The following is a 23,576-nucleotide window of genomic DNA, read 5'->3' on the forward strand; positions in this document are numbered from 1 at the left end:
AATTCTTTATGGAGGCAGGAACAGACCCTAATTTAATGGAATGAAACAAAAAGGGAGGGATGAAGATGCCGCCAAAACATATTGTCTCTGCAGCAGCAATCGTGCGGAATGAACACGGAGACATTCTATTAATTAAAGGACCAAGAAGAGGCTGGGAAATGCCAGGCGGTCAGGTAGAAGAAGGAGAATCGCTGGCAGATGCGGCGGTTCGGGAAGTGATGGAAGAGAGCGGAATTGTGATAGAAGTGACTAAGTTTTGCGGAATCTATCAGAATACAGAGAGCAGTATCTGCAATACACTCTTCCTCGGTAAACCGATTGGCGGTGTTTGTACGCCTTCGGAAGAAAGTCTGAAAGTTGGTAATTTTCCACTTGAACAAGTCAAAACAATGGTTAACTGGGGAAATTTTCTGGAACGGATCGAGAGCTGCCTCGATGAAGAACAGCACCCATTTTATGTAGCATTTTAATACATAGGAAGCACCTTGCTTAGGGAAAATAAGCAAGGTGCTTTTCGGTTTCCTGGCTGTGATCCAGGGGAAAGAGACAAGCAAAACAGGGGAGGGTGACATTATATGTCAATGCCGAAAGAAGAAGGATTAGATCATAGTCTTGCATTTCTAAAGGAAGGCTATGAGTTCATTCTACATCGGAGAAAAAGCTTCCAATCAAATATATTTGAGACTACTCTGCTCGGTAAAAAGGCAATTTGTCTTGGCGGGAAAGAAGGGGCAGAACTTTTTTATAATAACGATAAGTTCATTCGTGCGGGAGCTGCTCCAAATCGGCTTGTTAAAACACTGTTCGGTGAAGGCGGCGTGCAAACGCTGGATGGGGAACAGCACCGTAACCGTAAGGCGATGTTCATGTCCATCATGACAAAGACACAGCTTGAGCGTCTCGATAAGTTACTGGAATCTGAATGGGAGAAGGCAAGCAAGCAGTGGGAAAAAACTGATCGGATAACGCTATATAAAGAATCACAGAAAATCCTCATAAAGGCAGCATGTGATTGGGCAGGTGTTCCGCTAGACGATGAGGAAAAAAGGACAGAGCAAATGCGTTACCTCTTCGAGTCACCAGCAGCCGTAGGCCCTGCACACTGGAAAGGGAGAACCTCTCGTTCCAATGCGGAGGAATGGATTGCTGGACTGGTCGAGCAAGTAAGGAACGGAAATCTGCATGCTACCAAGGGAGGAGCACTCCGAGTCTTTTCCGAGCATCGGGATCTTGATGGGAAACTTCTATCCGAAAGAATAGTTGCTGTAGAGGTGCTGAATATTTTGCGACCGATTGTCGCCATCAGCATTTATATTGTATTTTCTGCACTTGCTCTTCACCAATTTCCTAAAGAAAGAGAAGGGCTGAAAAAAGGAGATGGCAGTATCCGACGGTTTGTGCAGGAAGTACGTCGTTTCTACCCATTTTTCCCAGCTACCATGGCGAAAGTGAAACAGGACTTCGAGTGGGAAGGTTATCAATTCAAGGAAGGCACTATGACTCTGCTGGATTTGTACGGTAACAATCATGATCCGCATTTATGGGAACAGCCGGATCTATTCCGTCCCGACCGGTTCCTTGACTGGAAAGAAAGCCCGTTTGATTTCATACCACAGGGCGGCGGGGACTTTGACATGGGGCATCGCTGTGCAGGAGAATGGGTCACAATACAAGTGTTGGAAGTGAGCATTGATTTTCTTGTAAGCCGCATGCAATATAATGTAGCGGATCAGGATTATAGCTATAGTCATTCCTCCATGCCGAGCATGCCGAAGAGTCAGATGATACTGGCTGATGTGCGGAAGTTAAACAACTGATTCGTGATAATATGCGATAATGAAGAGAGGGGGTTAAATATGGAAATCCTACTTTTCCTTATCGCATTTACTTTACATAATTTGGAGGAGGCTATCTTTTTGCCTGCATGGTCTAAGACAAGCAGGTTTCAGAAGACAGTAGAACCAAAGGTATTTCGTTTTGCGGTGACTATAATAACATTACTTGCATATTTAATTGGTATGCTATATCTGCTTTGGCCATCCAATACATATTTTCAATACCTTCAATCGGGTTTGATTGGCGCTATGCTCCTAAATGTAATCGTACCCCATATCGTTGCAACGATTGTGGAGAGGAAATACTCCCCTGGCATTGTAACAGGTCTATTCATGATTTTTCCTTTGGGAGGTCTTGCGATGTATCACATCCTCCATGTTACGAAGATCGCCCTTTTAGAAGTTATTGTTGCCTCTATTGGTATCGGTATTTTGTTGTTAGGTGTAATTTTTGCATTATTTGCTATCGGGAAATATTTCTTTCACGAAGAATGCCGTCCAAAATAATCAGCGGAGTTCTTTTAATGCCCGCTTTAGTTAATCTATAAGATATGTAAACTTCATAAAAAAACACGTTATTAAAATAATCTTATGTAGAATATAGTACAATTTGATGGTTATTGTTTAAGAAGTAATCATCTTATTTATAAACCGAGAAACCGAGCACAAAAAGGGGAAATTAGCATGGAAACAGATTGGTACAAACTAGATAGTGCTGGTAAGCTTTATGCTTCAACTGTTTCTTCCAGGGTATCCACTGTCTTTCGTCTTTCTGTAAGTATGTACAAATCTGTCAACGCAGTTTTTCTTCAAGAAGCTTTAGAGGAAACATTAGAAGAAATATCCTCTTTTAAAGTTATCGTAAAACGAGGCGTATTTTGGTACTATTTCGAGAAAACAGCAACGATTCCTACTGTATCTGAAGAGCATTTTTATCCTTGTTCCAATCTATTTTTCAGAGGTCGCAATACATTTCCTTACAGAGTGCTGTACTATAATAAAAAAATCTCTTTAGAGCTATCCCATATGTTGACCGATGGCACTGGAGGAATAGAATTCTTAAAGCTGTTAGTAAGAAACTATTTGAAAAGAGAAGGCGTCAACCTGCCCTGTATAAGAAAAAAGCTTAACGGATTTAACTTTGATAATGCTTTTTTTCAGCATTATGAGAAGCAGGTGCCAAACTGGCAGGACACTCTGGATAAAGCCTATAAGCTGCCTTTGAGATTGGACAAAAGAGGCGTGTATCATGTTACGACTGGTAAGTTAGAGATTCAGGTATTAAAGAGCATAGCAAAGCAATATCAAACAAGTATAACCACTTATTTATTGGCGTTATATGCTGAAATATTGATCGATATTCAAGCACAAAATTCAAAAACAAGAAAACCTATCACAATAAATGTTCCTGTCAACTTGCGTAATTTCTTTGAAACGAATACATTGAAGAACTTTTTTGTAAGTGTTCCAGTAACGATAGATCCACGTCTGGGAACATATACTTTTGAAGATATCATTGAAACGATCAGTATAGAGCTGAAGCGATATCTAAATGATAAACAGTTAAAAACACTGATTGCCCGCGGTGTAAGGGGAGAACGGAATTTCCTGCTCAGGTCGATGCCTTTGTTTGTAAAAGACTGGATTTCTCCAATGGTGCACGCTAGATTTGGAGAAAATTTATATACAAGCTCTATCTCTAATTTAGGAGTAATATCACTTGATGATGATTTAGAAAAACACGTGGAGCGGTTTGAATTTTATCCTCCGCCAAGTATCGGTAACAAGATAAAAGCAGGAGTAATAAGTTATAAGGATGATATGTATATTACTTTTGGTAATCTGTCGAACGATCGATTAGTAGAAAGAACGTTCTTTAGAAAATTAGTTAAAGAAGGCGTACAAATAAAAATCGAAACCAACAGGAGTGCATATTAATGGCTTACTGTCCTAAATGCGGAGTAAGTGTTGAAAAAGACCAAGTTCCTTGTCCGCTATGCTTTACATATATACCGAAAATAGTAAGCGATGAAGAGCTGCTAGATGAAAATGGATTTCCTACATACTATAGCTTATATGAAAACCTAGTGAATTTTTTCATACGTGTTGTGTATCGTGTTCTCTGTGTTCTGATGATTCTGGGTTTCCTTATTCCTACACTCATAGATGTCATATTGAATAAAGCGTTGACCTGGTCTTTATATAGCAATTTATCTATCCTTATAACCTGGAGCTTTCTGTACGTTGCCTTTGGCTATGTAAAAGGAAAGAGAGATAAAATTATCGTCATATTGATTACAATATGTGTAGGTCTTCTAGGATTTGATCTCATCAATGGATATGCTGGATGGTCTGTCGAGACAGCATTCCCACTCCTGGTTATCACCTTGATATTAATGCAAATAAATATAGCTATCTTTAAAAGGAACAGAAGCTGGTTTCGCCAAAGCGGTTATATTATTTTCTCTATTCTTTTACTCCTCATCGGAATTGAATTAATAGTAGGCAGGTATTCAAACACGGAAAACATCGTTTTTCATTCTGTGGATGAGCTTCTTCCGTCTACTTTACTAGGTTCTATTTTACTGCTGATTTCGTATAGGATGCCTAAAAAGTGGGTAGAAAAGCTGAAGCGGAAATTTCATATCTAAAGTAGAGAGTTCGTTCAAAAACTTATGAAGGACGCTCGTGAATTATTTTTGATAATTTACGAGCGTCCTTTTTGTTTGCTTTATTAATTAGATAAATATGCAAAACTCCTGCGTGGGTTATGACGCCCACTCCGTGCTTTTCACTTACCGCTCCGTTTCTAACCGGTCTTTTCCGCCTTTCTTTTGTGATCTAGCTCCAAAAGCCAGGAACTGCGCCGGAAGCGATAAATCCCTGCGGAAGGATAGATCGCCTCCCTCCGGGCTTTCTCACTTACTTCTCCGTTCCTAATCGGCTTTTTCCGCCTTTCTTGATCTAGCTGCGGTGACCAGAAACTGCGCTGTAAGCGATAAATCCCTGCGTGGGTTAGGACGCCCACTCCGGGCTTTCTCACTTACCGCTCCGTTTCTGAACTGTTTCTTACGCCTTTCGTGATCTAGCTGCAAAGACCAGAAACTGCGGTATAAGTGATGAATCCCTGTGTGGGAAAGGACACCCACTCCGGGCTCCCTCTCTTATTCCTCCGTTTCTAACCGGTCTTTTCCGCTTTTCGTAAGACCAAAGTCTTATTCAAGTTATGGCTGGGGGTCGTTATGGGGGAGCGGGGATAGCGGTAGACTAGGAGTATGAAAGGAAGGAGAGAGGCTTGATGAAGAAGGTGTTATTGATCATCGGTGCGGTTATTGCTGCAGCAGTACTGTTGGCGAATTTGGGTTCGCTGCTTGTGCTGGCCATCAGTGTGGCAATTGGTTATTACGGGTTGAGGAGGTTTATCCTCACAGATAGCGTCGGTGCCAAGATTGGCTGGGGTGTAGTAATCGGGATTGGTGTATGTATTTCACTATCCAATCTACCGGCGTTGATGGGCTTGGTTGCTCTAGCGGCTTTGTATTACTTGTACCGAGCTTGGAAGAAGGATAAGGAATCTGAGAAGTTCGATTATACACTGTGATTGAAAGGAGGAGCATAGTGGACGATTACTTGGAGCAGCGAATACGTGTGCTGGAATTGGAAGTGGAGGAACTCAAGGAGAAGGCGAAGCCGAATCGGCAGGATAATACATGGATTTGGGCATTTATCCCGATTTTGGCACTGCTCATCCCAGTATTAGCCCTTGTAGGGGATATATTTTAAACAAAAAAAGGAGAGGTACACATGGAAAACATTTTTACTCGAATCAAACAGGCGGTAGCAGCAGATTTTCACGAGATTTTAGATAAGAAGGAAGAAAAGAATCCGACAGTTCAGTTGAGTCAATATATTCGACAATGCGAGCAGCAAGCAAAAAAGATTCGCGAATTGATCGAAAAGCAGTATCAGCTCAAGCATGATTTCACGAAGGAATATCATGCGGCGCAGGCAATGGCGGATAAGCGCGAGAGACAGGCGAAGCTTGCTGCTGAGCAGGGAGAGGCAGAACTTGCTGAACAAGCGCAGGACGAACGTGAGCAATATCAAGAACGCGCAGATAAAATTAAGGCGATGATGGAAAAAGCGAGCGCAGATCTGCAAGAGCTTGAGAAGAAATACGTGCAGATGAAGCATAAGCTAAAAGACCTTTATGTAAAGAAAATGGAGTTCTCAGAGCGTGAGAATGTTGCAAAAGCGCATAGAGGAATGAATGAGGTTCTAAAACATAAACCGGAATTCGAATTTGCGTCCAACAAGTTCAACAATCTGGAAGGCTATATAGACCGTTTAGAACGGAAAGTAGACGCGGATTATCGGAAAATGACGCTTGATGCCAAGCTTGCAGAGCTCGAGAAGAAATCTAGTTAAAATAGGCACATCATGGTAATCTAGGAAGGACACAGGCGGCTGTGTGCTTCCTTATTTACACTTGCCGCATGAAAGGAGTGCCTCGGAGTTGAAGCCTAACGATATGATCCGCTGGCTGCTGATCACAGCAGCTGTAGTTTTTGTGGCTGAATTACTGCTGTCGGGGACAGGTGTGCTGATCGGAATTGGCTTTGGTATTCTGTTCATCTATCTGGGAAAGTGGCAGTTATCCGGTCGTAAAGGAACTATTTTGTTTTGGGTAGGTATATTTATAGTCGCCATGAGTTTATTGCAATCATTCGCTTTTTATCTTGTTTTGACTGCGGGTATCATCTATTACTTTACGAAGATCCATGATAGTACGACAGATAAACCGCAAACCTATCAGCCTTCTTTTGACCAGGATGCCTCAGAGGAACAAGTTTTCGAACAAAAGTCTCTGTTCCAAAACAGCTGGTTTGGTGCACAGTCGGCAGGCAGCAATGTTTATGAGTGGCAAGATACGAATATACAGTCCTTCATCGGTGATACAATCATCGATTTGAATTATACAGTGCTGCCAAAAGAAGAGGCGGTTCTGATGGTACGTAAAATGCTTGGAAATGTACGCATCATTGTGCCATATGATATCGAAGTGGATGTTCATCATTCTGTTGTTTATGGATCAGTCACGATTTTCGATCACAGAGAACAGAACTGCTGGAATAAAGTAATCCATATGCGTACGAAAGATTATCAGCAATCATCCCAGCGCATTAAGATCGTTACGAGTGTAGTAGCCGGTAAGCTGGAGGTGGTGCGCGTATGAGCAATATCGTGAAACGCCATGTTGGCTTCGGCATGCTGTACAGTCTGCTTTTATTGGCTGGATTAGCTGTATTGTACATTATTGATTTTCCGATGGATGATTGGAAGGATATTTGGACGAAGCATGAAAGCAACGTACCATTTTTAGTTGCAGCGCCACTTTTTGTTCTTTTTTCTGGAGCTATTCTCGGATTATTCTCCGGGCTGTATTGGCGTAAGCGCTGGCTTCAGGCGACAAGGGAAATGGAAAGCATCCGAGAAGGTCAGCAGCCCTTGAAGAAACGCAGCTTCAGCTTAACCGAACTGCAGCAGACATGGGCTGAACTGGAAAGACTTCAGACTTATATGAATGAACAGGCTAAGCTCGCACAGAAGCTGACAAATGAGCGGGTAATCGACCGCGAAGAAGAAGTTCAGCGTATTGTATCTGAGGAGCGGAATCGCCTGGCAAGAGAGCTGCATGATTCAGTCAGTCAGGAGCTTTTTGCAGCATCTATGCTGATCTCTGCTTTGACAGAATCAGAGGAAGAAGAGACAGCGCTCTTTAAAGCACTGAAGCAGCTGGAGGCAATGGTTCAGCAATCACAGCTGGAGATGCGGGCACTGCTACTTCACTTAAGACCAGCTGCGCTGAAAGGGAAGACCGTACAGGAAGGAATGGAGCTGCTCCTGGAAGATTTACGGGCAAAGGTACCGTTATCAATCGATTGGGAACTGGATACATTTCCTGTGGAAAAAGGTATCGAGGATCAGCTGTTCCGGATTGTGCAGGAGTCGGTATCAAATACGCTGCGTCATGCAAAAGCGGAAAGTCTGTCCATCAAACTGCTGCAGCGTGACAGCTTTATTATCCTGCTTGTTGCAGATGATGGCATCGGGTTTGAAATGGGCACAGAACAGCCAGGAGCATACGGCTTACAAAATATGAAGGAGCGGGCAGCGGAAATCGGCGCCCATCTGCGGGTGGTAAGTGTGCCGAAGCAAGGCACACGCTTAGAGGTACGCGTTCCGATGCTTGACAGAGAGGAAGAAGAAGCATGATCAAGGTACTTTTTGTAGACGATCATGAGATGGTCCGAATTGGTGTTTCCGCCTATCTATCCACCCAAGCCGATATTGAAGTAATTGGAGAAGCGGATAATGGTGAGGAAGCGGTGCAGCTTGCACTTGATTTGCGTCCGGATATCATCTTGATGGATCTTGTGATGGAACGGATGGATGGAATTGAGGCAACCAGACAAATTGTTGCTGCCTGGCCAGAAGCAAAAGTAATCGTCGTCACAAGTTTCCTGGATGATGATAAAGTTTATCCAGCTCTAGAAGCGGGAGCTGCCAGTTATCTGCTGAAAACATCCAAAGCCTCTGAGATTGCGAAGGCAATCAGATCTACATATAATGGCACAGCAGTCTTCGAGCCGGAAGTGACGAATAAAGTGATGGCGCGCATGCGAAAGCCTCAAACTCCCGTTTTGCATGATACGCTGACAGCGAGAGAGCAGGAAGTGCTGCTTTTAATCGCGAAGGGCAGATCGAATCAAGAGATTGCCTCAGAACTGTTCATTGCTTTGAAGACAGTCAAAGTGCATGTCAGTAATATCCTCAGTAAGCTTGAAGTACAGGACCGGACACAAGCGGCAATTTATGTTCATGAGAATGGGCTTCTTCAATAAAACAGGGCATCCCTATAAAAGGATGCCCTGTTTTATTTACAAGCCGAAAGTATCATTCGGAATATACAGCTTGAAGCTGAGATTATCATTCGGTAAATCGAACTGCTCAACTTCTACGTGGAAGTTGTTCTCTAATTCCATTTGGGTAACAGCGACATAGATGGATTCTTCATCCGGATTAATAGTTACCCACTCCGGTGTCTTATAATATCTATCTATATATTTGAGTACTTTATCATTTGGCAGGGAAAGACTGCCGAGTGAGATATCTCGCTGTACAAGCAAAAGATCCCCGTTATCCTGTACTTGTGGCTCGAGCGTCATCTGAAGTGGAATTCGCACGCCGAATGCAGTAATACCTCCGCTTAGCTCCACCGCGTCATCACCTAATACGACAGAATAATTATCGGAATTATCATTAAGCTCTTTATCGATATATGCGTTTATCAGTTCATTGACATTTGCTTTTGTTGAGCTGATTGTGAACTCAGAGGAGTCAGAGCTGTCAAATTGTGCTTCCTTTGGCGGATCGGGTGCTGGACTGAATGCCGGAAGAAAAATGAGCAGCAATAAAAGCAGCAGAATGATACCATTTGCAATAGCTAATATTTTAAAGTATTTCTTCCAGTCACGCTGTTTCGGTGGCTGAGATTCGTTCTTCCTGTTTTCCACGATACATCACCTGCCTATTCGTCGTCTTCCTGTATAACGGGCTTAATGCTTTCCAATACCCGTTCTGCAACTTTTCCATACCCGACTTCATTTGGGTGGAAAAAGTCTTCTGATAATAAGTTTGCTGTTTCGTTTTGGAATAAATCAGCTGTTTCGATATAATGCTGGTCGTTTTCTTCCGCAACCTGTTCCCCGATATCATTGTATTCATTGATGATCGTACCGAGCTGATCTTTGAGTTCAGGGAAATTATCCTCAAATGGATTATAAAAACCAATCAAATATACTTCGGCATCTGGATTAAGCTGATCGATTTTATTGAAGATATCTTTCATTCGATCCTCATAGTCCGGCATGGCAGCACTATAGTCCTCGTAATCCAAGTTGGTGAAGTGGTCCTTCGTCACTTTCATAATATCATTGGCGCCGATTGTAATCAGGACAACATCAGCATTCTCAATGGAGGCTGATATGACGGGATCGTCCAGTCTTTTCAGCAGCTGATCTGTTCGATTACCGCGCTTACCAAAATTATCAATTTTCACACGATCGTCAGTCTGCTCAAAGGTCCGTTGAAGAATTCCGACATAGCCGCCATTCTCCGTCTCATCACCGACTCCTTGGGTCAAACTATCACCGACAGCTGTAATATGCAGATCTTCTTTGATAAAGAGACCGAGCGTATCCTTAAGCAATCGCTGGAAAGCATCTTTTATGTCGGAAGAAGTATCTGCTTCTTCTTCAGATGCAGCAGGGTCTTCATCAGCATTTTCGGAGGAATCAGTTTCACTTGGAACGACCTCTGTAGGAGCATTGGTGACTGTTGCTTTTTGATCGGATGCAGCAAAGATAATCACTGCGCCGATGACGATAGCGAGCAGGAACGATGCGATAATCAGGTAGATCTTTCTTTTTTGCAAGCATCATCACCCTCGTTTGGTAGAAATATAGTTACGTATTCCCGCTGTTAAATTACTTAGACAGGAGCATACGGTAAAATACGATTGTAAATTAGATGTAAAAGTATATCTTACTAGATTTAAAAGGAGTTGAATAGTGGGAACAGCTGGCACGCAATGTTTCACGAGATGGGCAGCTGGGAACAAAACCTATAAAAGCATGAAGGAGGAACATAATATGAAAGAATACAGTGTTGTCCCGAATAAAGATGTATCTGGCTGGTACGTGAAAATCGAAAATGTAGCACCAATGGAATACCATAGCACACGCGATGATGCTGTTTTGGAAGCGGAAGGACTTGCTAAGGAAAATGCGCCTAGCAAACTTGTCATCTATGATGCAAAACAAGAAGTAGAAGAAGAACGGCAGTTTTAAAAAAATACCGGCAGGAATTGCCGGTATTTTATAACCGTTTGGGCAGTTCCTGAATAAGCTGAACAGCAGGAGGTGCAGGTATGGATTTTTCCTTGCTGCTGTTAGCTTTTTCTGGAATTGCACTGCTTAGTATCGGAGTACTGCGACATTTCACGAAGAACCCGTTCGTTTTATTCATCCCAGCCGCTATAACAGCATTACTGCTGCTTGTCACCAGTATATTCTCCTTCTTGTTTCAGGAGGAGATCATCAAAGGGACATTATACATCTTTGCTACTATCTTATGTGGATTATTTGTGTTATTGCTTTTCTTGCCACCTTTTCGTAAATAAAGGTGGCTTATTTTGCAGCTTGGGCTTGTTTGAGCTGCTTTGTGGTCAGGCGCTTCAGCCGGATGCCCGAAATGGTATAGAGGACTAGAGCGCCCCAAATACATGAAAAAGCAATCAGATGTGCATGTGTGAATGCTTCGCCGAATAAAGTGACACCTAAGAGAAGCATGAGTGTCGGTGCGATATATTGAAGCAAGCCTATTTGTGTTAAAGAAAGTCTGCGGGCTCCATGGGCGAACAGCAGAAGCGGTGCGGCTGTGGCAGCTCCAGACAAGAATAGAATGATAGCTGTACCTGTCGGAATAGGATCACTATGCGCTGCAGGCGCAAATAGCAGATACAAAATGGCCAGCGGAGTGACGAACATCGTCTCGATTGTCAAACCGAACATCGGCGGAATTGTCACGACTTTCTTCAATAGGCCATAAACAGCGAAACTAATTGCCAGCAGGAATGATACCCAAGGAAACACACCATAACTGATGGTCAGATAAAGAACGCCAAGAGCGGCAAGGATAAAGCTTACAATTTGCAAGCGGGTGCTTTTTTCCTTCAGGACGATCATGGCAAGCAAAATGCTGATCAGCGGATTTATATAATAACCTAAGCTGGACTGCAGAACATGTCCGGAATTCACCGCCCAGATAAAGACGAGCCAATTGACGCTTACGGTCAAGGAAGCTGCGAACAGACCCCAGAACGCGCGTTTATCTGAAAATAAATCTCTTACTTGTTTGAAAAAGGGACGGATTTTCCCTAGCAAAAGGACTACAAGGATCATTGTGACAAAGGACCAGACGATTCTGTGAGCGAGCAAATGACCTGCATCTATTTCCCCTAGTAAGTTCCAGAAAAGCGGCAGTACGCCCCACATCACGTATGCGATTGCTGCATACACGACACCGGACTTGGATGATTGCGATTGCATATTATTATGAGCCTCTCTTTCTATCTCTGTATGATTTAAGTGTAAGGTTGGGTTTGACGCTTTTCAATACTTTTGTTCCTTTTGGATTACAAGAAGTTGTCAATGCTTGATGTAATACTATATATTAGTATGGGTAATTGGAAATATGCTACATATGAAGGGAGACGCTCATGTGCATATATTTGCGTATTTATTAGGATTATTAACTATCATAAATATTCTCCTGGCACTAGCGATTGTTTTCCTGGAAAGGCGCGATGCCAGTGTTACATGGGCATGGCTGCTCGTACTCGTTTTTATTCCGGTTGCGGGCTTCGTGATTTATTTGCTCTTTGGCCGCAAGCTCTCGGGCAAGATATTCACCTGGGATACGAAATCCAGACTTGGGGTTAAGAAACAAGTTCAGGCCCAATTGCGTGCCATCGAGGAAGATACATTCGTCTATAAACAGGAGGCCGTCAAGGAATACAAAGACCTTGCCTACATGCATCTGCGTAACGATGATGCGATATTGACTCAGGGGAATGATGTGGAGCTGTTCACGGATGGCCAGAAGAAGTTTCATGCGCTGCTGCATGATCTTTCACAGGCAAAGGACCATATCCACCTTTTGTATTATATTGTGCGAAGCGACAAGCTTGGCGAAAGGTTGGCAGATGTACTGATTAAGAAGGCGCAAGAAGGCGTGAAAGTACGCTTCTTGTATGACGACATGGGTTCGCGAAGCATCAAAAAGAACTATGTTCGCAGGCTCGTGAAAGCTGGTGTTGAGATCGAGGCTTTCTTCCCGTCCTTCATACCGAAGATCAATCTGAAGCTCAATCACCGAAATCACCGGAAATTGGCAATCATCGATGGAAAGGTCGGCTATATTGGCGGCTTTAATATCGGGGATGAGTATTTAGGATATGATCGTAAATTCGGTTATTGGCGTGATACGCATCTGCGGATTACCGGAGAAGCCGTAAGAGCAATGCAGACACGCTTTATTCTGGATTGGAACCAAGCATCCCGGCATGATATTGAGTATGAAGATCGCTATTATTTGTCAGAACCAGCCGGCAATGTGGGGGTACAGATTGTCTCAAGCGGACCTGATTCGGAATGGGAGCAAATCAAGCATGGCTATATCAAGATGATTCTCTCAGCCAAGAAATATGTGTATATTCAAACGCCATACTTCATACCGGATGAGAGTCTGGCGGATGCACTGAAGGTTGCTGTGCTGTCAGGGGTTGATGTCCGGATTATGATACCTAACAAGCCGGATCATCCATTCGTCTATTGGGCAACTTACTCGAATGCAGGCGACTTAATCAAGGCAGGGGCCCAAGTTTATATTTATCAAAATGGCTTCCTGCATGCGAAGACGATTGTTGTAGATGATAAGATATCTTCTGTCGGGACAGCTAATATTGATGTCCGAAGTTTCCGCCTGAATTTTGAAGTGAATGCATTTTTATATGATCAAAATACGGCAGGGGTATTGAAAGAAAAATTTGAAGAGGATATCCTATTATCAACACAGCTTTCACATAAACTATATAAACAGAGGTCAAACTGGATCCGTTTTAAAGAATCCCTTTCGCGTTTGATCTCCCCGATCTTGTAGCCTAAAGTCTGGCGGAAAGAAGGAACCCATAGTGAAATCGAAACCATGTATCGCATCTTTGACAGTTAAAACGTCCCATGTACTTCCTCCTGATACGAACAATCACGGTACACTGTTCGGAGGAACGCTTATGGCTCATATTGATGACGTAGCGGCAATTGCTGCATACCGCCATGCTAGACAGCTTGTTGTTACAGCTTCAACTGACAGTGTAGATTTCCTTGCACCTGTAAAAGTAGGAGATACAATCTGTGTAGAAGCATTTGTTACGTGGACAAATAATACCTCTATGGAGGTATTCGTCAAGGCAGTGACAGAGGATTTGCGCACAGGAGACAGAAAGGTATCGGCAACTGCGTTTTTAACGATGGTTGCGCTGGATGACAATAAACAGCCGATTGTAGTACCAGAAGTATTTCCGGAGAGCCCGGAAGAGAAGTGGCTGCACGATGGTGCACCACAGCGTGCTGCTTACCGTAAGGAACGTTTGAAACGCTCCAAGGAAATGGCAGTGGCATTCGGAACTGACTATCCATGGTATCGTAACGACGGTCGTAATTTCGAAGAATAAAAAGTAAGACGAGCCTGCTTTAATGCTAGGCTCGTCTTTTTTTATGTCAATATATTTTTTTCTGCATATTCACGCAGGTCAGCAGCTGTTTTCGTCAGCGTTTCAATTTCCGTCATAAACTCAGTTACTAGTTTGGCTTCTTCTTGGGAAGAACTAGCAATCTCTTGGAAGTCATTTTGCATCCGGTTGATGGAATCCTTTATTGCGCGAAGTGTTTCTTCGATACTGACGGTTGCATTCTTTGATTCAATACTGAGCTTGCGAACTTCTGTAGCCACAACACCAAATCCGGCACCAGCACTGCCGACACGCGCTGCTTCAATGGCTGCATTGAGGCCAAGAAGATTCGTCTGCTCGCTGATACCTTTGATCGTGCCGGCAATATCAGTTATTTTGGCAGAGTGTGCCACTGTATTACGTGTATTTTCAGAGATTTGCTCTGTCGTTGCGGACAGCTCCTCAGAATGTGCCGCAATATGCTGTATCTTTCCTAGTAAAGCATCGGTTGCGCTTTCCATACTGCTGATAATGGCTTTGAACAAATCTTGTTTAGCTGTCGTCACTGCGCAATTCATTCCGCCAATTATCTTTCCGGCATCATCTTTTATCGGTATAGAGATACTATCAAATGGTACGCCGAATTGCTCTTTCGGTACTTTTACGATAGTAACACCGTCTGGATTGACTTGCTTGAACTGTTTGTAGTCTTCAGGTAATGAATCTCCAGCTTGGTGGTGGAAGTTTAGATCTGCACTTGGAGAATAATACAGATAATGCTCTGCATCAAAAATAGTGATCATTGCTTCTTCTCTAAGGATTGCTTTCATATATGGAACTGCTGTGATTATTGCTTCGATTTTATTTTCCAATGTAATCCCCCTTGTAGCTATACATTTACATTTCTACTATCGGAAAAATTTAATAATAGTTTAGCGTTTTCAACCAAAAAAAGAGGAGCTGTTTTACAGCTCCTTTTCCTCATATGGTTGTATCCAATCATGAAATAATGCATTCAGCAGCTGATAATGATGTTCCAATTCACGCTGATCTCCGTCATGTGTCGTTAAATATTCAATCCGTTCATAAAGACTGCGTATTTCCTGTTTCTGTTCCTCCGAAAGTGCTTGAACATCCAGGACTAAGGATGAATTCAGATCATCTGGTTCCAGTTTCTTCAGATCCTTACCATATTCTTTATGAGGATTTGCCATCAGCTCTTGCGCTCTTTCACTGAGGAAATAAGCCATGAAAAGGTCTGCATCCTCTTCATATTCCTCATAAAGATAAATACCGATCAACTGGTCCAGATGTCGTACATTAGTTTTATTTCGGACAAACTGTATCTGCTTCCGATTGAACACACTTACCAAGATAGGCGCTGCATCCAAAACAGGATACCGGTACCAAGGTTTGCGGGAGCGGATGAGATGCCGCTGATCAACTCGATGGGCCTTTCCATCCTCCAAATACTGTACCAGTGCATGATCCTCTAATTGCTCATCATCTGCGTACAGCAAAAGCATTTGTTCGTCCTTTTGCACGAGCTGCTTGTAATTAATGTACGTAAAAAAAGGGTCCTTTAATTGAGCTGATTTAGAAATACAAGGCAGAAAGTGCTGCTTGCCAATATTCCACTGACGCATCTTACTGTTGTTAAAGCAAAAATACTGATTTGAACCAGTTTTTATACCATGTTTAGCAGCAGCGAAATGGTTGAGCGGCTGCACGTTCTTAAAACGTTGCTGGTCTTCCTGGTAGAAATGCAATCTCCACTTATCAGAGGGAACCAATTCCTGTCGATGATGAAGAATACCGTGAGGCTTTTTCCGATCAGATAACATATAAACTGCTGCCTGCTGAAGCTCTTCATTGGATTGCGTACGGATAAACTCAATCGTATCACTTCTGTTTGACTTATCGAATAGCAGCAGAGAGCTAGTTGTCGCTGCTCCTTTGAACCAACCCATTTGAATATCGGTGTTGATGATAATTTCCAGGCTGCTATCTTGCAGAAGATACTCTTTTATTTTCGTCCCATACCTAGCATTCAAGAAGTCCGAGGGTACAATAAACGCAGCGCGTCCATTTTCATCCAATTGATGCAGAGCTTTCAATATAAATAGACCGTACAAATTAGTATATGTAGAAAGCGAGACGCCTATATTCTGCCGGAATAAGTTTAAATAGATCTCCTTTTCATCTTCGTTTCGAAAAGGAATATAAGGGGGGTTGCAAATAATACCGTCATACGTTTTGTCCCAGCTATCCACAAGATAATCATGTGTGTATAACTGAATGGATGGGTGGGATGAGAAAAAGTCCCTGTTAGCTTCCAGTATCTCTAAGTCTTCATCGTATGCATCAATATCATATGTAGTTGGTATATCTTTGACTAGCTTCCCCAGACCAACAGCAGGGTCAAGTAGCCGAGTACCTTGCAAATTATGCAACACCCACTGTTTCATTATGTCTGCAATATTATCGGGAGTGAAATACTGGCCATAATGCCGACGATGGAGCGCGGAGCTTTTATTTAAATATGACTCTTCTAATTCATACTCTTCCAACAGGGAAAACCTCCTAAAAAAATAGGTAAAAACAACTAGATTCATTGTATTACAAATCCAACATAGTTTTCCAGTAAAAGGAGGGAATATTGACGAAAAACCTTATATAAAGCAGAATTCATCTAAAGTTAACTCTTTCACTATGCAGGTATGCAGGCTGGTTGATAGAGATGGAGGAAAAGGAGTATAATACAACCAGTGATAAAAAATGACAGCATGTGTGCAAAAGGGGTAAGGGACATGAAAAAAGCATTAACAATTGCAGGCTCAGATTCCTCTGGCGGAGCGGGTATCCAAGCGGATCTGAAGACGATGCAGGAATTTGGCGTATATGGAATGTCTGCTGTGACGACAATCGTTGCAATGGATCCTTATAATAACTGGCATCATAAAGTATTCCCAGTTGATGTGAATACAGTAAAAGAACAGTTGAACACGATCGTAGTGGGAGCTGGTGTTGATGCGGTGAAAACAGGAATGCTAGGTTCTCCAGAAATCATCGAATTGGCTGCAAACATGATTAAAGAAAACAACATCCCAAATGTAGTCATTGACCCGGTTATGGTATGTAAAGGTGCGGATGAAGAGCTGCAGCCGGAAAACACAGTTAGTCTTCGGGAGAAACTGGTTCCGCTTGCGACTGTCATTACACCGAACTTGTTCGAAGCTGCTAAACTGGCACAAATGCCATTGATTCATTCTGTGGAAGAAATGAAAGAAGCGGCGCAGAAGATTCATGCGCTTGGTGCAAAATATGTCCTTGTCAAAGGCGGCAGCAAGCTTGAAACAGATAAAGCGATTGACGTGCTTTATGACGGAGAAAGCTTCGAAATTCTTGAAAGTGAGAATGTCGATACGACTTATACACACGGTGCTGGCTGTACAAGTTCTGCAGCTATCTGTGCACTGTTGGCAAACGGAAGCAGTGTAAAAGAAGCAATTTATGAAGCGAAGACATTCATTACAGAAGCGATTCGCGGAGGCTTCCAGCTTAATCAATACGTAGGCCCTGTCAATCATGGTGCCAGAAAGTCCATGCCACAGCAATAAGCAGGGATGGATGAGGAAAAGCCGCCTGTACGGGCGGCTTTTTCCTTGTCCGGGAAGGAGAAGCACATGCGTATTTACAGTGTAGAAAATCTTACAAAAACATATGGAGATAAACAGCTGTTTCAGGAAATCGGCTTCCATATTGAAAGCCGAGAGAGAATTGGTTTGGTAGGCGTCAATGGAACTGGAAAGTCGACATTGCTGAAGGTCCTGGCTGGTATCGAGAGTTCAGATAGCGGAAACATCGACCACAGCAAAACGTTTCAGCTGGCTTATTTAGCTCAGGAGCCAGAACTGACTCCAGGTAAAACTGTACTGGAGGAAGTTTTTAGCGGGACTAGTCCAATTCTGCAGACAATTCGTGCATATGAGGAAACACTCTCAAACTTGGAGAAGGAGCCGGATAACGCTAAGACTCAAAATCGGCTGTTCACCCTTCAAGCTAAAATGGATGCAGAAGATGCATGGGATGCAAGTACTCAGGCGAAAACAATTCTGACGAAGCTTGGGGTCGATTATTATACGACTTCTGTCGATACTCTATCAGGTGGTCAGCGAAAGAGAGTAGCGCTGGCGAAGGCGCTTATTCAGCCTGCGGATTTGTTGCTGCTGGATGAACCGACAAACCATCTGGATAACGAGACAATCGAATGGCTGGAAGGTTATTTGCCTAGCTATCCTGGTGCTATTATGCTCGTAACACATGATCGGTATTTCCTGAACCGGATAACGAGCCATATCTTTGAATTGGAGATGGGAAGTCTCTATCAATATGAAGGAAACTATGAAACATATTTGACGAAAAAAGCAGAGCGGAAAGCTCAGACGCTCCTGGATCAGGAGAAGCATCAAAACACATTGCGCCGGGAGCTTGCTTGGCTGCATCGCGGAGCAAAAGCTCGGACAACTAAACAAAAGGCACGGATCCAGCGGGTAGAACAGATGAAAGAAACCAAATTCCAGACACAGGATAACGAGCTGGACCTCCAGGTCGGAGCGGCCCGTTTAGGCAAGAAAGTGCTGGAAGCAAAAGACGTAACGGTTCAATTCGATGATAAACCGTTATTCAGTCATTTCGATTTCCTCTTCAAACCAGGTGATCGCATCGGTATCATTGGTCCTAATGGCAGCGGGAAGACATCCCTTTTGAATACACTTGCCGGCAGAATCCAGCCGACAGCAGGGGAAGTGGAGACTGGAGAGACTGTTAAGCTGGGGTATTATACACAGCTTCAGCAGGATATGGACCAGCAGCTGCGCATCATTGATTATATCAAGGAAGTAGCAGAGGTCATTCATACCGCAGATGGAAATATCATTACGGCAGAACAGATGCTGGAGCAATTCCTATTCCCGCGCAATCACCAATATACGTATATCCATCGTTTGTCTGGCGGAGAGAGAAAAAGATTGTATTTGCTGCGTGTATTGATGCAGGAGCCAAATGTCTTATTCCTTGATGAGCCGACTAATGATCTGGACACAGAAACATTAGGCATTCTTGAAGACTATCTAGATAGCTATCCTGGTGTCGTCATCACTGTATCCCATGACCGTTATTTCCTTGACAGAGTAGTGGATCAGTTAATCCTTTTCGAAGGAGCAGGAGCGGTCTCAACGTTCTATGGCAACTATAGTGAGTACCGGGAAAAGATGCAGGAACAGCCGAAACTACAGCAGACAAAGTCGGAGCCAGTAGTTCAAGCGCAGAAAGAAAAGAAAAAGCAGAAGCTCTCCTACAAGGAACAGCAGGAATGGAATTCGATAGAAGATGAAATTGCTGATCTGGAGGAAAAACTGGAAGCATGTGCCGAAGGAATAACCGAAGCAGGCAGTAACAGTGAACGCGTCCAAGAACTGTTTACCGAACAGCAGAATCTGGAACAAAAACTGGAACAAAAGATGGAACGATGGGAAGCATTGTCCCTGCTAGTAGAAGAAATCGAAAGTCAGAAACAATAGAAAAGCGTAAGAAACCGGTTAGAAACAGAGCGGTAAGTAAGGGAGCCCGGAGTGAGATGCTTTTCCTCACGCAGGGATTCATTGCTTACAGCGCAGTTTCTGGTTTCTGGAGCTAGACAACAATAGAAAAGCGAAGGTGGCCGGTTAGAAACGAAGCGGTAAGTGAGAAAGTCTGGAGTGGGCGTTTTAAGCCACGCAGGGATTTATCGCTTGCAGCGCAGTTTCTGGTCACCGCAGCTAGACAACACGAAAAGCGAAGGGCAACACATTTAGACATGCAAGGCATATTTCGTGCCAATTTGCACATACTTTACTAGAATGGAAGAATAGTCTGAATTCAATGATGGGAAGGATTGATTCCAATGCCAGATAAGGAATTATTAGAAAAATATGCAGAGGTCGCCTTACGTACAGGTGTGAATATTCAAAAGGATCAGCCTCTATTTATCATGGCGCCGATCGATGGAGCGGATTTTGTCCGTTTGATTGCAAAGCGTGCTTATGAGCTAGGCGCAAGTGAGGTACATATCAATTGGTCAGACGATACCCTCATGCTTTTGAAATATGAACATCAATCCGAGGAAGTACTCACAGATATTCCTGATTGGCTGGTAGAGCAGCGTGCTTATTATATGAAGAAGGGTGCAGCTCTTCTGCAAATCCGTTCCACTGACCCTGATCTACTCAAAGATGTGGATGGAAACAAAGTAGCGCAAGCAACGAAAGCTACTGCACAAGCATTGCAGCACCTTCGCCATTATACAATGAATGATATTGTTCCATGGACGATTATAACTATTCCGACAGATGCCTGGGCGCAGAAGATCTTCCCAGGGAAATCAGCTGAGGAAGCAACAAAACTTCTTTGGGATTCCATTTTTAAAATTGTCCGGGTTGATCAGGACGATCCAATTCAAGCGTGGAAAGAACATAATGCTACGCTGCATAATGCACGCGACGTATTAAATGGCAAACGATACAAAAAGGTTCATTTCAAATCTGAAGGAACAGATTTGACGATTGGCTTACCAGAAGGCCATATTTGGAAAGGTGGTTCTTCTACTACCGAAAGCGGTACTGAATTCAATCCGAATATGCCGACTGAGGAAGTATTCACAATGCCGCATAAATACGATGTGGATGGAACTGTTACAAGTAAAAAACCATTGATTTATGATGGAAATATGATCGATAACTTCACTCTTACCTTCAAGGAAGGCAAGGTAGTGGATTACAAAGCTGAGGTAGGCCAGGAGACATTGAAGCATTTGCTGGAAACAGACGAGGGAGCTTTGCGTCTTGGAGAAGTCGCATTGGTACCGCATGAATCTCCAATTTCTCAGTCTGGTCTCATCTTCTACAATACGCTGTATGATGAAAATGCTTCCTGTCACGTTGCTTTAGGAAAAGCTTATCCGACTACACTGGAAGGCGGAGCTTCCATGAATGCGGAAGAGCTTGATAAGCATGGAGTTAATGACAGTCTGACACATACTGATTTCATGATTGGATCAGCTGATTTATCCATTGATGGTATTTTTGCGGATGACTCATCCGAACCCGTTTTCCGTGACGGCAGCTGGGCAATCAAGTTCGACTAAATAAAAACCCGCATTACTGGACTTAACCAGTAATGCGGGTTTTTCATTGTTCTAAAATACCTTGGTGCACGAGTACAGCGCGGATGGCATGATAGTCGCACGCTACATCCATTTGTTCTTTGATATCACGAAGCTTTGGAAGTTCATCATGCTGCTTCAGTACATCCAGAATAGCTGTCTCCTGTTCAGCTGTGAAAAACTGCTGCAAATCGAGCGGTTCTCCATCTGCGTATGCTTTGAACAGATGATTGCTGACAGTCATCGGAGTCAAGCCGCGCTCTTTCGCTATTTCTTCCATGGAACTGCCTTTCTCGAACGCTTCAAAGCTAATTAGATGACTTGGAGTATCTTGCTTTTCTTGTAGCAATGGCTTTTGATCCCGGTTAGGAGCTGTTGCTGTCTGCTCATGCTGTTTTAGTACTTCAAGGAACTGCTCTCCATACTGTTCCATCCGTCTTTCTCCAATACCTTTAATTCCAAGCATCTCACTTTGACTATGCGGAATATATCGGCAAAGCTCCTTTAGTGTCGCATCTGAAAAGATAACATACGGTGGAAGTCCTTCTGCCTGGGCAATCTCCTTGCGTAATTCCCGCAATTCTTGGAATAATGCTTCGTCATAATCCGCTTCAGCTGTTTCAGTCGCTTTGGCAATCTGCATCATCACTTTCTTTTCGCCTTTGAGAATTTGGACTGCTTCATCTGTAAGTGTCAGAACAGGATATTTGTCATCGGTTGGTGCAAGAATCATTTCGGCAGAAAGATAATGGATGAATTGTGTGATATCTTTTTCCGTGCGGTTTTTCATGATGCCGTAAGTGGAAAGACTCTCGAGTCCGAATTGTTTGATTCGTTTATCCTTGGACCCCTTTAGTACCTTTGCAACCAACACGGCACCAAATCGCTCATCCATTCGTTTGACACAGGAAAGTACCATTTGCGCTTCTCGCGTCATATCTGTTTTTTCAAATTCATTCAGACAGTTGCTGCACCTTCCGCAATCCTCTGGTATATGCGGATCTTGGAAATAGTGAAGCATATACGTCTGCAAGCAGCTCTGCGTATGGCAGTAATTCATCATCTGCTGCAGCTTTTGATATTCAGCCTGTGTATCGGAAGAAGAGTTTTCAATCAGGAACTTCAGTAAATGTACATCCTGACCGGAGAAGAGCAGAACACAATCACTCGGCTCTCCGTCACGTCCGGCACGGCCAGCTTCCTGATAATAGGCTTCCATATTCATAGGCAAGGCATAGTGCAGTACATAACGCACGTTACTTTTATCGATGCCCATACCAAAAGCATTTGTTGCGATCATAACACTGACTTCATCTTGGATGAAGGAAGATTGTGCTGCCTGGCGATCTGCCTCACTCATACCAGCGTGGTATTTGGCTGTTTTGACTCCTTGGCGGTCCAGGAACAAGGAAAGCTGATCGACTAGCTTCCTAGTTGGTGCATAGATGATACCAGTATCTTGCTTGCGTTTTTGAATGAAATCCAGGATGTAGCGTTCTTTATCTGCGCCTTTAACTACTTGAAAGCGAAGATTATCACGAGCAAACCCTGTACGAGTCGTAAAGTCTTCTTGGATATCCAACAGTCTCTGGATATCATCTGCTACCTGCGGCGTTGCAGTAGCGGTCAAAGCCATGACAGGCGGTGTATCTGTCAGTTTATCCAATATGCTGGTAGCAGATCGATAACTTGGACGAAAATCATGACCCCATTGGGAAATACAGTGTGCTTCATCAAAAGCTATCAAGCTTATCGAAAGGCGGCGAACCATTTGCAGAAAACGAGTATTTTCCAGCCGTTCTGGTGCCACGTAAAGGAAGGTGAAGGCACCTTGTGCGGCTTGCTGCATCGTCCATTCCAATTCAGCAGCTTCCAGTGTGCTGTTTATATAAGCAGCAGGTATATCCATTGCCGTCAGTGCATCGACCTGATCCTTCATCAAGGAAATAAGTGGAGAGATGATTAGTGCAGTTCCTTGGCGCATTAATGCTGGCACTTGATAGCAGATCGATTTTCCTCCGCCAGTCGGCATGATTGCTAACGTATTTTCATTTTTCATCACATGCTCGATTACTTCGGCTTGTCCTCTTCGGAAGGTGTCATAGCCGTAATAATCCTTCAATATTTGCTGCGCTGTAGCTTCCACGTTCAAAATCCTTTCTTATTTCTCATTATGTACAGCATAACA

Annotated in this window: 24 protein-coding genes; 18 read left to right on the forward strand and 6 right to left on the reverse strand. The window is 43.3% G+C overall.

Going from position 1 to position 23,576, the window contains the following annotated elements; all coding sequences use genetic code 11:
• The first annotated feature begins 59 nt into the window (after positions 1 to 59).
• The 11 genes from GZ22_RS14310 to GZ22_RS14355 all read left to right on the forward strand — a co-directional run bounded on the left by GZ22_RS14310 (position 60) and on the right by GZ22_RS14355 (position 8,740).
• On the forward strand, positions 60 to 470 hold the full coding sequence (locus GZ22_RS14310) for an NUDIX hydrolase (RefSeq protein WP_038563888.1): 411 nt from the start codon (positions 60 to 62) through the stop codon (positions 468 to 470).
• Positions 471 to 575: 105 nt separating this feature from the next.
• Complete coding sequence (gene cypC / locus GZ22_RS14315) at positions 576 to 1,817, forward strand: CYP152 family fatty-acid peroxygenase CypC (RefSeq protein ID WP_038563891.1); 1,242 nt, start codon at positions 576 to 578, stop codon at positions 1,815 to 1,817.
• Positions 1,818 to 1,856: 39 nt separating this feature from the next.
• Positions 1,857 to 2,342: an HXXEE domain-containing protein gene (locus GZ22_RS14320; RefSeq protein WP_038563894.1), complete on the forward strand. Its 486-nt coding sequence runs from the start codon at positions 1,857 to 1,859 to the stop codon at positions 2,340 to 2,342.
• 177 nt (positions 2,343 to 2,519) lie between these two features.
• Positions 2,520 to 3,773, forward strand: coding sequence for a hypothetical protein (locus tag GZ22_RS14325; RefSeq protein WP_038563896.1), 1,254 nt, complete (start codon positions 2,520 to 2,522; stop codon positions 3,771 to 3,773).
• The gene (locus tag GZ22_RS14330; RefSeq protein ID WP_038563898.1) at positions 3,773 to 4,486 is read left to right on the forward strand and encodes a DUF6320 domain-containing protein; all 714 of its coding nucleotides are present in this window, start codon (positions 3,773 to 3,775) and stop codon (positions 4,484 to 4,486) included. The genes GZ22_RS14325 and GZ22_RS14330 overlap by 1 nt, the downstream gene beginning before the upstream one ends.
• 647 nt (positions 4,487 to 5,133) lie before the next feature.
• A complete protein-coding gene (locus GZ22_RS14335) occupies positions 5,134 to 5,436 on the forward strand; it encodes a lmo0954 family membrane protein (RefSeq protein ID WP_038563901.1) in 303 nt (100 codons plus the stop codon).
• A gap of 17 nt (positions 5,437 to 5,453) precedes the next feature.
• On the forward strand, positions 5,454 to 5,618 hold the full coding sequence (locus GZ22_RS18655; protein ID WP_164072093.1) for a hypothetical protein: 165 nt from the start codon (positions 5,454 to 5,456) through the stop codon (positions 5,616 to 5,618).
• Between the two features lie 21 nt (positions 5,619 to 5,639).
• Complete coding sequence (locus GZ22_RS14340) at positions 5,640 to 6,263, forward strand: PspA/IM30 family protein (protein ID WP_038563904.1); 624 nt, start codon at positions 5,640 to 5,642, stop codon at positions 6,261 to 6,263.
• Between the two features lie 88 nt (positions 6,264 to 6,351).
• The gene (liaF, locus tag GZ22_RS14345) at positions 6,352 to 7,071 is read left to right on the forward strand and encodes a cell wall-active antibiotics response protein LiaF (protein WP_038563907.1); all 720 of its coding nucleotides are present in this window, start codon (positions 6,352 to 6,354) and stop codon (positions 7,069 to 7,071) included.
• Positions 7,068 to 8,111, forward strand: coding sequence for a sensor histidine kinase (locus GZ22_RS14350; RefSeq protein WP_038563909.1), 1,044 nt, complete (start codon positions 7,068 to 7,070; stop codon positions 8,109 to 8,111). The genes liaF and GZ22_RS14350 overlap by 4 nt, the downstream gene beginning before the upstream one ends.
• Positions 8,108 to 8,740: a response regulator gene (locus GZ22_RS14355; protein WP_038563912.1), complete on the forward strand. Its 633-nt coding sequence runs from the start codon at positions 8,108 to 8,110 to the stop codon at positions 8,738 to 8,740. The genes GZ22_RS14350 and GZ22_RS14355 overlap by 4 nt, the downstream gene beginning before the upstream one ends.
• Before the next feature lie 36 nt (positions 8,741 to 8,776).
• On the opposite strand, the gene GZ22_RS14360 is transcribed toward GZ22_RS14355, so the two are convergent.
• Together GZ22_RS14360 and GZ22_RS14365 are read right to left on the reverse strand one after the other, a co-directional pair.
• Positions 8,777 to 9,412, reverse strand: coding sequence for a YpmS family protein (locus tag GZ22_RS14360; RefSeq protein ID WP_038563914.1), 636 nt, complete (start codon positions 9,410 to 9,412; stop codon positions 8,777 to 8,779).
• Between the two features lie 14 nt (positions 9,413 to 9,426).
• Entirely contained in the window at positions 9,427 to 10,332 is a 906-nt protein-coding gene (locus tag GZ22_RS14365; protein WP_038563917.1) for a GDSL-type esterase/lipase family protein, read from the reverse strand.
• 217 nt (positions 10,333 to 10,549) lie between these two features.
• On the opposite strand from GZ22_RS14365, the gene GZ22_RS14370 reads away from it, so the two are divergent.
• On the forward strand, positions 10,550 to 10,747 hold the full coding sequence (locus GZ22_RS14370) for a DUF2188 domain-containing protein (protein ID WP_038566144.1): 198 nt from the start codon (positions 10,550 to 10,552) through the stop codon (positions 10,745 to 10,747).
• Positions 10,748 to 10,827: 80 nt separating this feature from the next.
• A complete protein-coding gene (locus tag GZ22_RS14375) occupies positions 10,828 to 11,079 on the forward strand; it encodes a hypothetical protein (RefSeq protein ID WP_038563918.1) in 252 nt (83 codons plus the stop codon).
• Between the two features lie 7 nt (positions 11,080 to 11,086).
• On the opposite strand, the gene rarD is transcribed toward GZ22_RS14375, so the two are convergent.
• A complete protein-coding gene (gene rarD, locus GZ22_RS14380) occupies positions 11,087 to 12,007 on the reverse strand; it encodes an EamA family transporter RarD (protein WP_038563921.1) in 921 nt (306 codons plus the stop codon).
• Positions 12,008 to 12,179: 172 nt separating this feature from the next.
• Here rarD and cls point away from each other — a divergent pair, with 172 nt between their 5' ends.
• Both cls and GZ22_RS14390 read left to right on the forward strand, forming a co-directional pair.
• A complete protein-coding gene (cls, locus tag GZ22_RS14385) occupies positions 12,180 to 13,619 on the forward strand; it encodes a cardiolipin synthase (RefSeq protein WP_038563923.1) in 1,440 nt (479 codons plus the stop codon).
• Between the two features lie 31 nt (positions 13,620 to 13,650).
• Positions 13,651 to 14,190: an acyl-CoA thioesterase gene (locus GZ22_RS14390; RefSeq protein ID WP_038563926.1), complete on the forward strand. Its 540-nt coding sequence runs from the start codon at positions 13,651 to 13,653 to the stop codon at positions 14,188 to 14,190.
• Between the two features lie 41 nt (positions 14,191 to 14,231).
• On the opposite strand, the gene GZ22_RS19015 is transcribed toward GZ22_RS14390, so the two are convergent.
• Together GZ22_RS19015 and GZ22_RS14400 are read right to left on the reverse strand one after the other, a co-directional pair.
• On the reverse strand, positions 14,232 to 15,059 hold the full coding sequence (locus GZ22_RS19015; RefSeq protein ID WP_038563927.1) for a methyl-accepting chemotaxis protein: 828 nt from the start codon (positions 15,057 to 15,059) through the stop codon (positions 14,232 to 14,234).
• Between the two features lie 93 nt (positions 15,060 to 15,152).
• On the reverse strand, positions 15,153 to 16,757 hold the full coding sequence (locus tag GZ22_RS14400; RefSeq protein ID WP_038563930.1) for an HsdM family class I SAM-dependent methyltransferase: 1,605 nt from the start codon (positions 16,755 to 16,757) through the stop codon (positions 15,153 to 15,155).
• 240 nt (positions 16,758 to 16,997) lie between these two features.
• Here GZ22_RS14400 and pdxK point away from each other — a divergent pair, with 240 nt between their 5' ends.
• The 3 genes from pdxK (at position 16,998) to GZ22_RS14415 (ending at position 21,370) form a co-directional block, all read left to right on the forward strand.
• On the forward strand, positions 16,998 to 17,807 hold the full coding sequence (pdxK, locus tag GZ22_RS14405; RefSeq protein ID WP_038563932.1) for a pyridoxine/pyridoxal/pyridoxamine kinase: 810 nt from the start codon (positions 16,998 to 17,000) through the stop codon (positions 17,805 to 17,807).
• Between the two features lie 66 nt (positions 17,808 to 17,873).
• Positions 17,874 to 19,769: an ABC-F family ATP-binding cassette domain-containing protein gene (locus GZ22_RS14410; RefSeq protein ID WP_038563935.1), complete on the forward strand. Its 1,896-nt coding sequence runs from the start codon at positions 17,874 to 17,876 to the stop codon at positions 19,767 to 19,769.
• 362 nt (positions 19,770 to 20,131) lie between these two features.
• A complete protein-coding gene (locus GZ22_RS14415; RefSeq protein WP_038563936.1) occupies positions 20,132 to 21,370 on the forward strand; it encodes an aminopeptidase in 1,239 nt (412 codons plus the stop codon).
• A gap of 43 nt (positions 21,371 to 21,413) precedes the next feature.
• Here GZ22_RS14415 and recQ read toward each other — a convergent pair whose 3' ends face one another.
• Entirely contained in the window at positions 21,414 to 23,534 is a 2,121-nt protein-coding gene (gene recQ, locus GZ22_RS14420) for a DNA helicase RecQ (protein WP_038563939.1), read from the reverse strand.
• Positions 23,535 to 23,576 lie beyond the last annotated feature (42 nt).

It is taken from the genome of Terribacillus saccharophilus (assembly GCF_000725365.1).
Classification (GTDB): domain Bacteria; phylum Bacillota; class Bacilli; order Bacillales; family Amphibacillaceae; genus Terribacillus; species Terribacillus saccharophilus.

Excerpts from the sequence above, each read along its gene's own strand:
- GZ22_RS14310 (WP_038563888.1), top strand. The coding sequence starts at position 60 with ATGAAGATGCCGCCAAAACATATTGTCTCTGCAGCAGCAATCGTGCGG.
- cypC (WP_038563891.1), top strand. The coding sequence starts at position 576 with ATGTCAATGCCGAAAGAAGAAGGATTAGATCATAGTCTTGCATTTCTA.
- GZ22_RS14320 (WP_038563894.1), top strand. The coding sequence starts at position 1,857 with ATGGAAATCCTACTTTTCCTTATCGCATTTACTTTACATAATTTGGAG.
- GZ22_RS14325 (WP_038563896.1), top strand. The coding sequence starts at position 2,520 with ATGGAAACAGATTGGTACAAACTAGATAGTGCTGGTAAGCTTTATGCT.
- GZ22_RS14330 (WP_038563898.1), top strand. The coding sequence starts at position 3,773 with ATGGCTTACTGTCCTAAATGCGGAGTAAGTGTTGAAAAAGACCAAGTT.
- GZ22_RS14335 (WP_038563901.1), top strand. The coding sequence starts at position 5,134 with ATGAAGAAGGTGTTATTGATCATCGGTGCGGTTATTGCTGCAGCAGTA.
- GZ22_RS14340 (WP_038563904.1), top strand. The coding sequence starts at position 5,640 with ATGGAAAACATTTTTACTCGAATCAAACAGGCGGTAGCAGCAGATTTT.
- GZ22_RS14350 (WP_038563909.1), top strand. The coding sequence starts at position 7,068 with ATGAGCAATATCGTGAAACGCCATGTTGGCTTCGGCATGCTGTACAGT.
- GZ22_RS14355 (WP_038563912.1), top strand. The coding sequence starts at position 8,108 with ATGATCAAGGTACTTTTTGTAGACGATCATGAGATGGTCCGAATTGGT.
- GZ22_RS14370 (WP_038566144.1), top strand. The coding sequence starts at position 10,550 with ATGAAAGAATACAGTGTTGTCCCGAATAAAGATGTATCTGGCTGGTAC.
- GZ22_RS14375 (WP_038563918.1), top strand. The coding sequence starts at position 10,828 with ATGGATTTTTCCTTGCTGCTGTTAGCTTTTTCTGGAATTGCACTGCTT.
- rarD (WP_038563921.1), bottom strand. The coding sequence starts at position 12,007 with ATGCAATCGCAATCATCCAAGTCCGGTGTCGTGTATGCAGCAATCGCA.
- pdxK (WP_038563932.1), top strand. The coding sequence starts at position 16,998 with ATGAAAAAAGCATTAACAATTGCAGGCTCAGATTCCTCTGGCGGAGCG.
- GZ22_RS14410 (WP_038563935.1), top strand. The coding sequence starts at position 17,874 with ATGCGTATTTACAGTGTAGAAAATCTTACAAAAACATATGGAGATAAA.
- GZ22_RS14415 (WP_038563936.1), top strand. The coding sequence starts at position 20,132 with ATGCCAGATAAGGAATTATTAGAAAAATATGCAGAGGTCGCCTTACGT.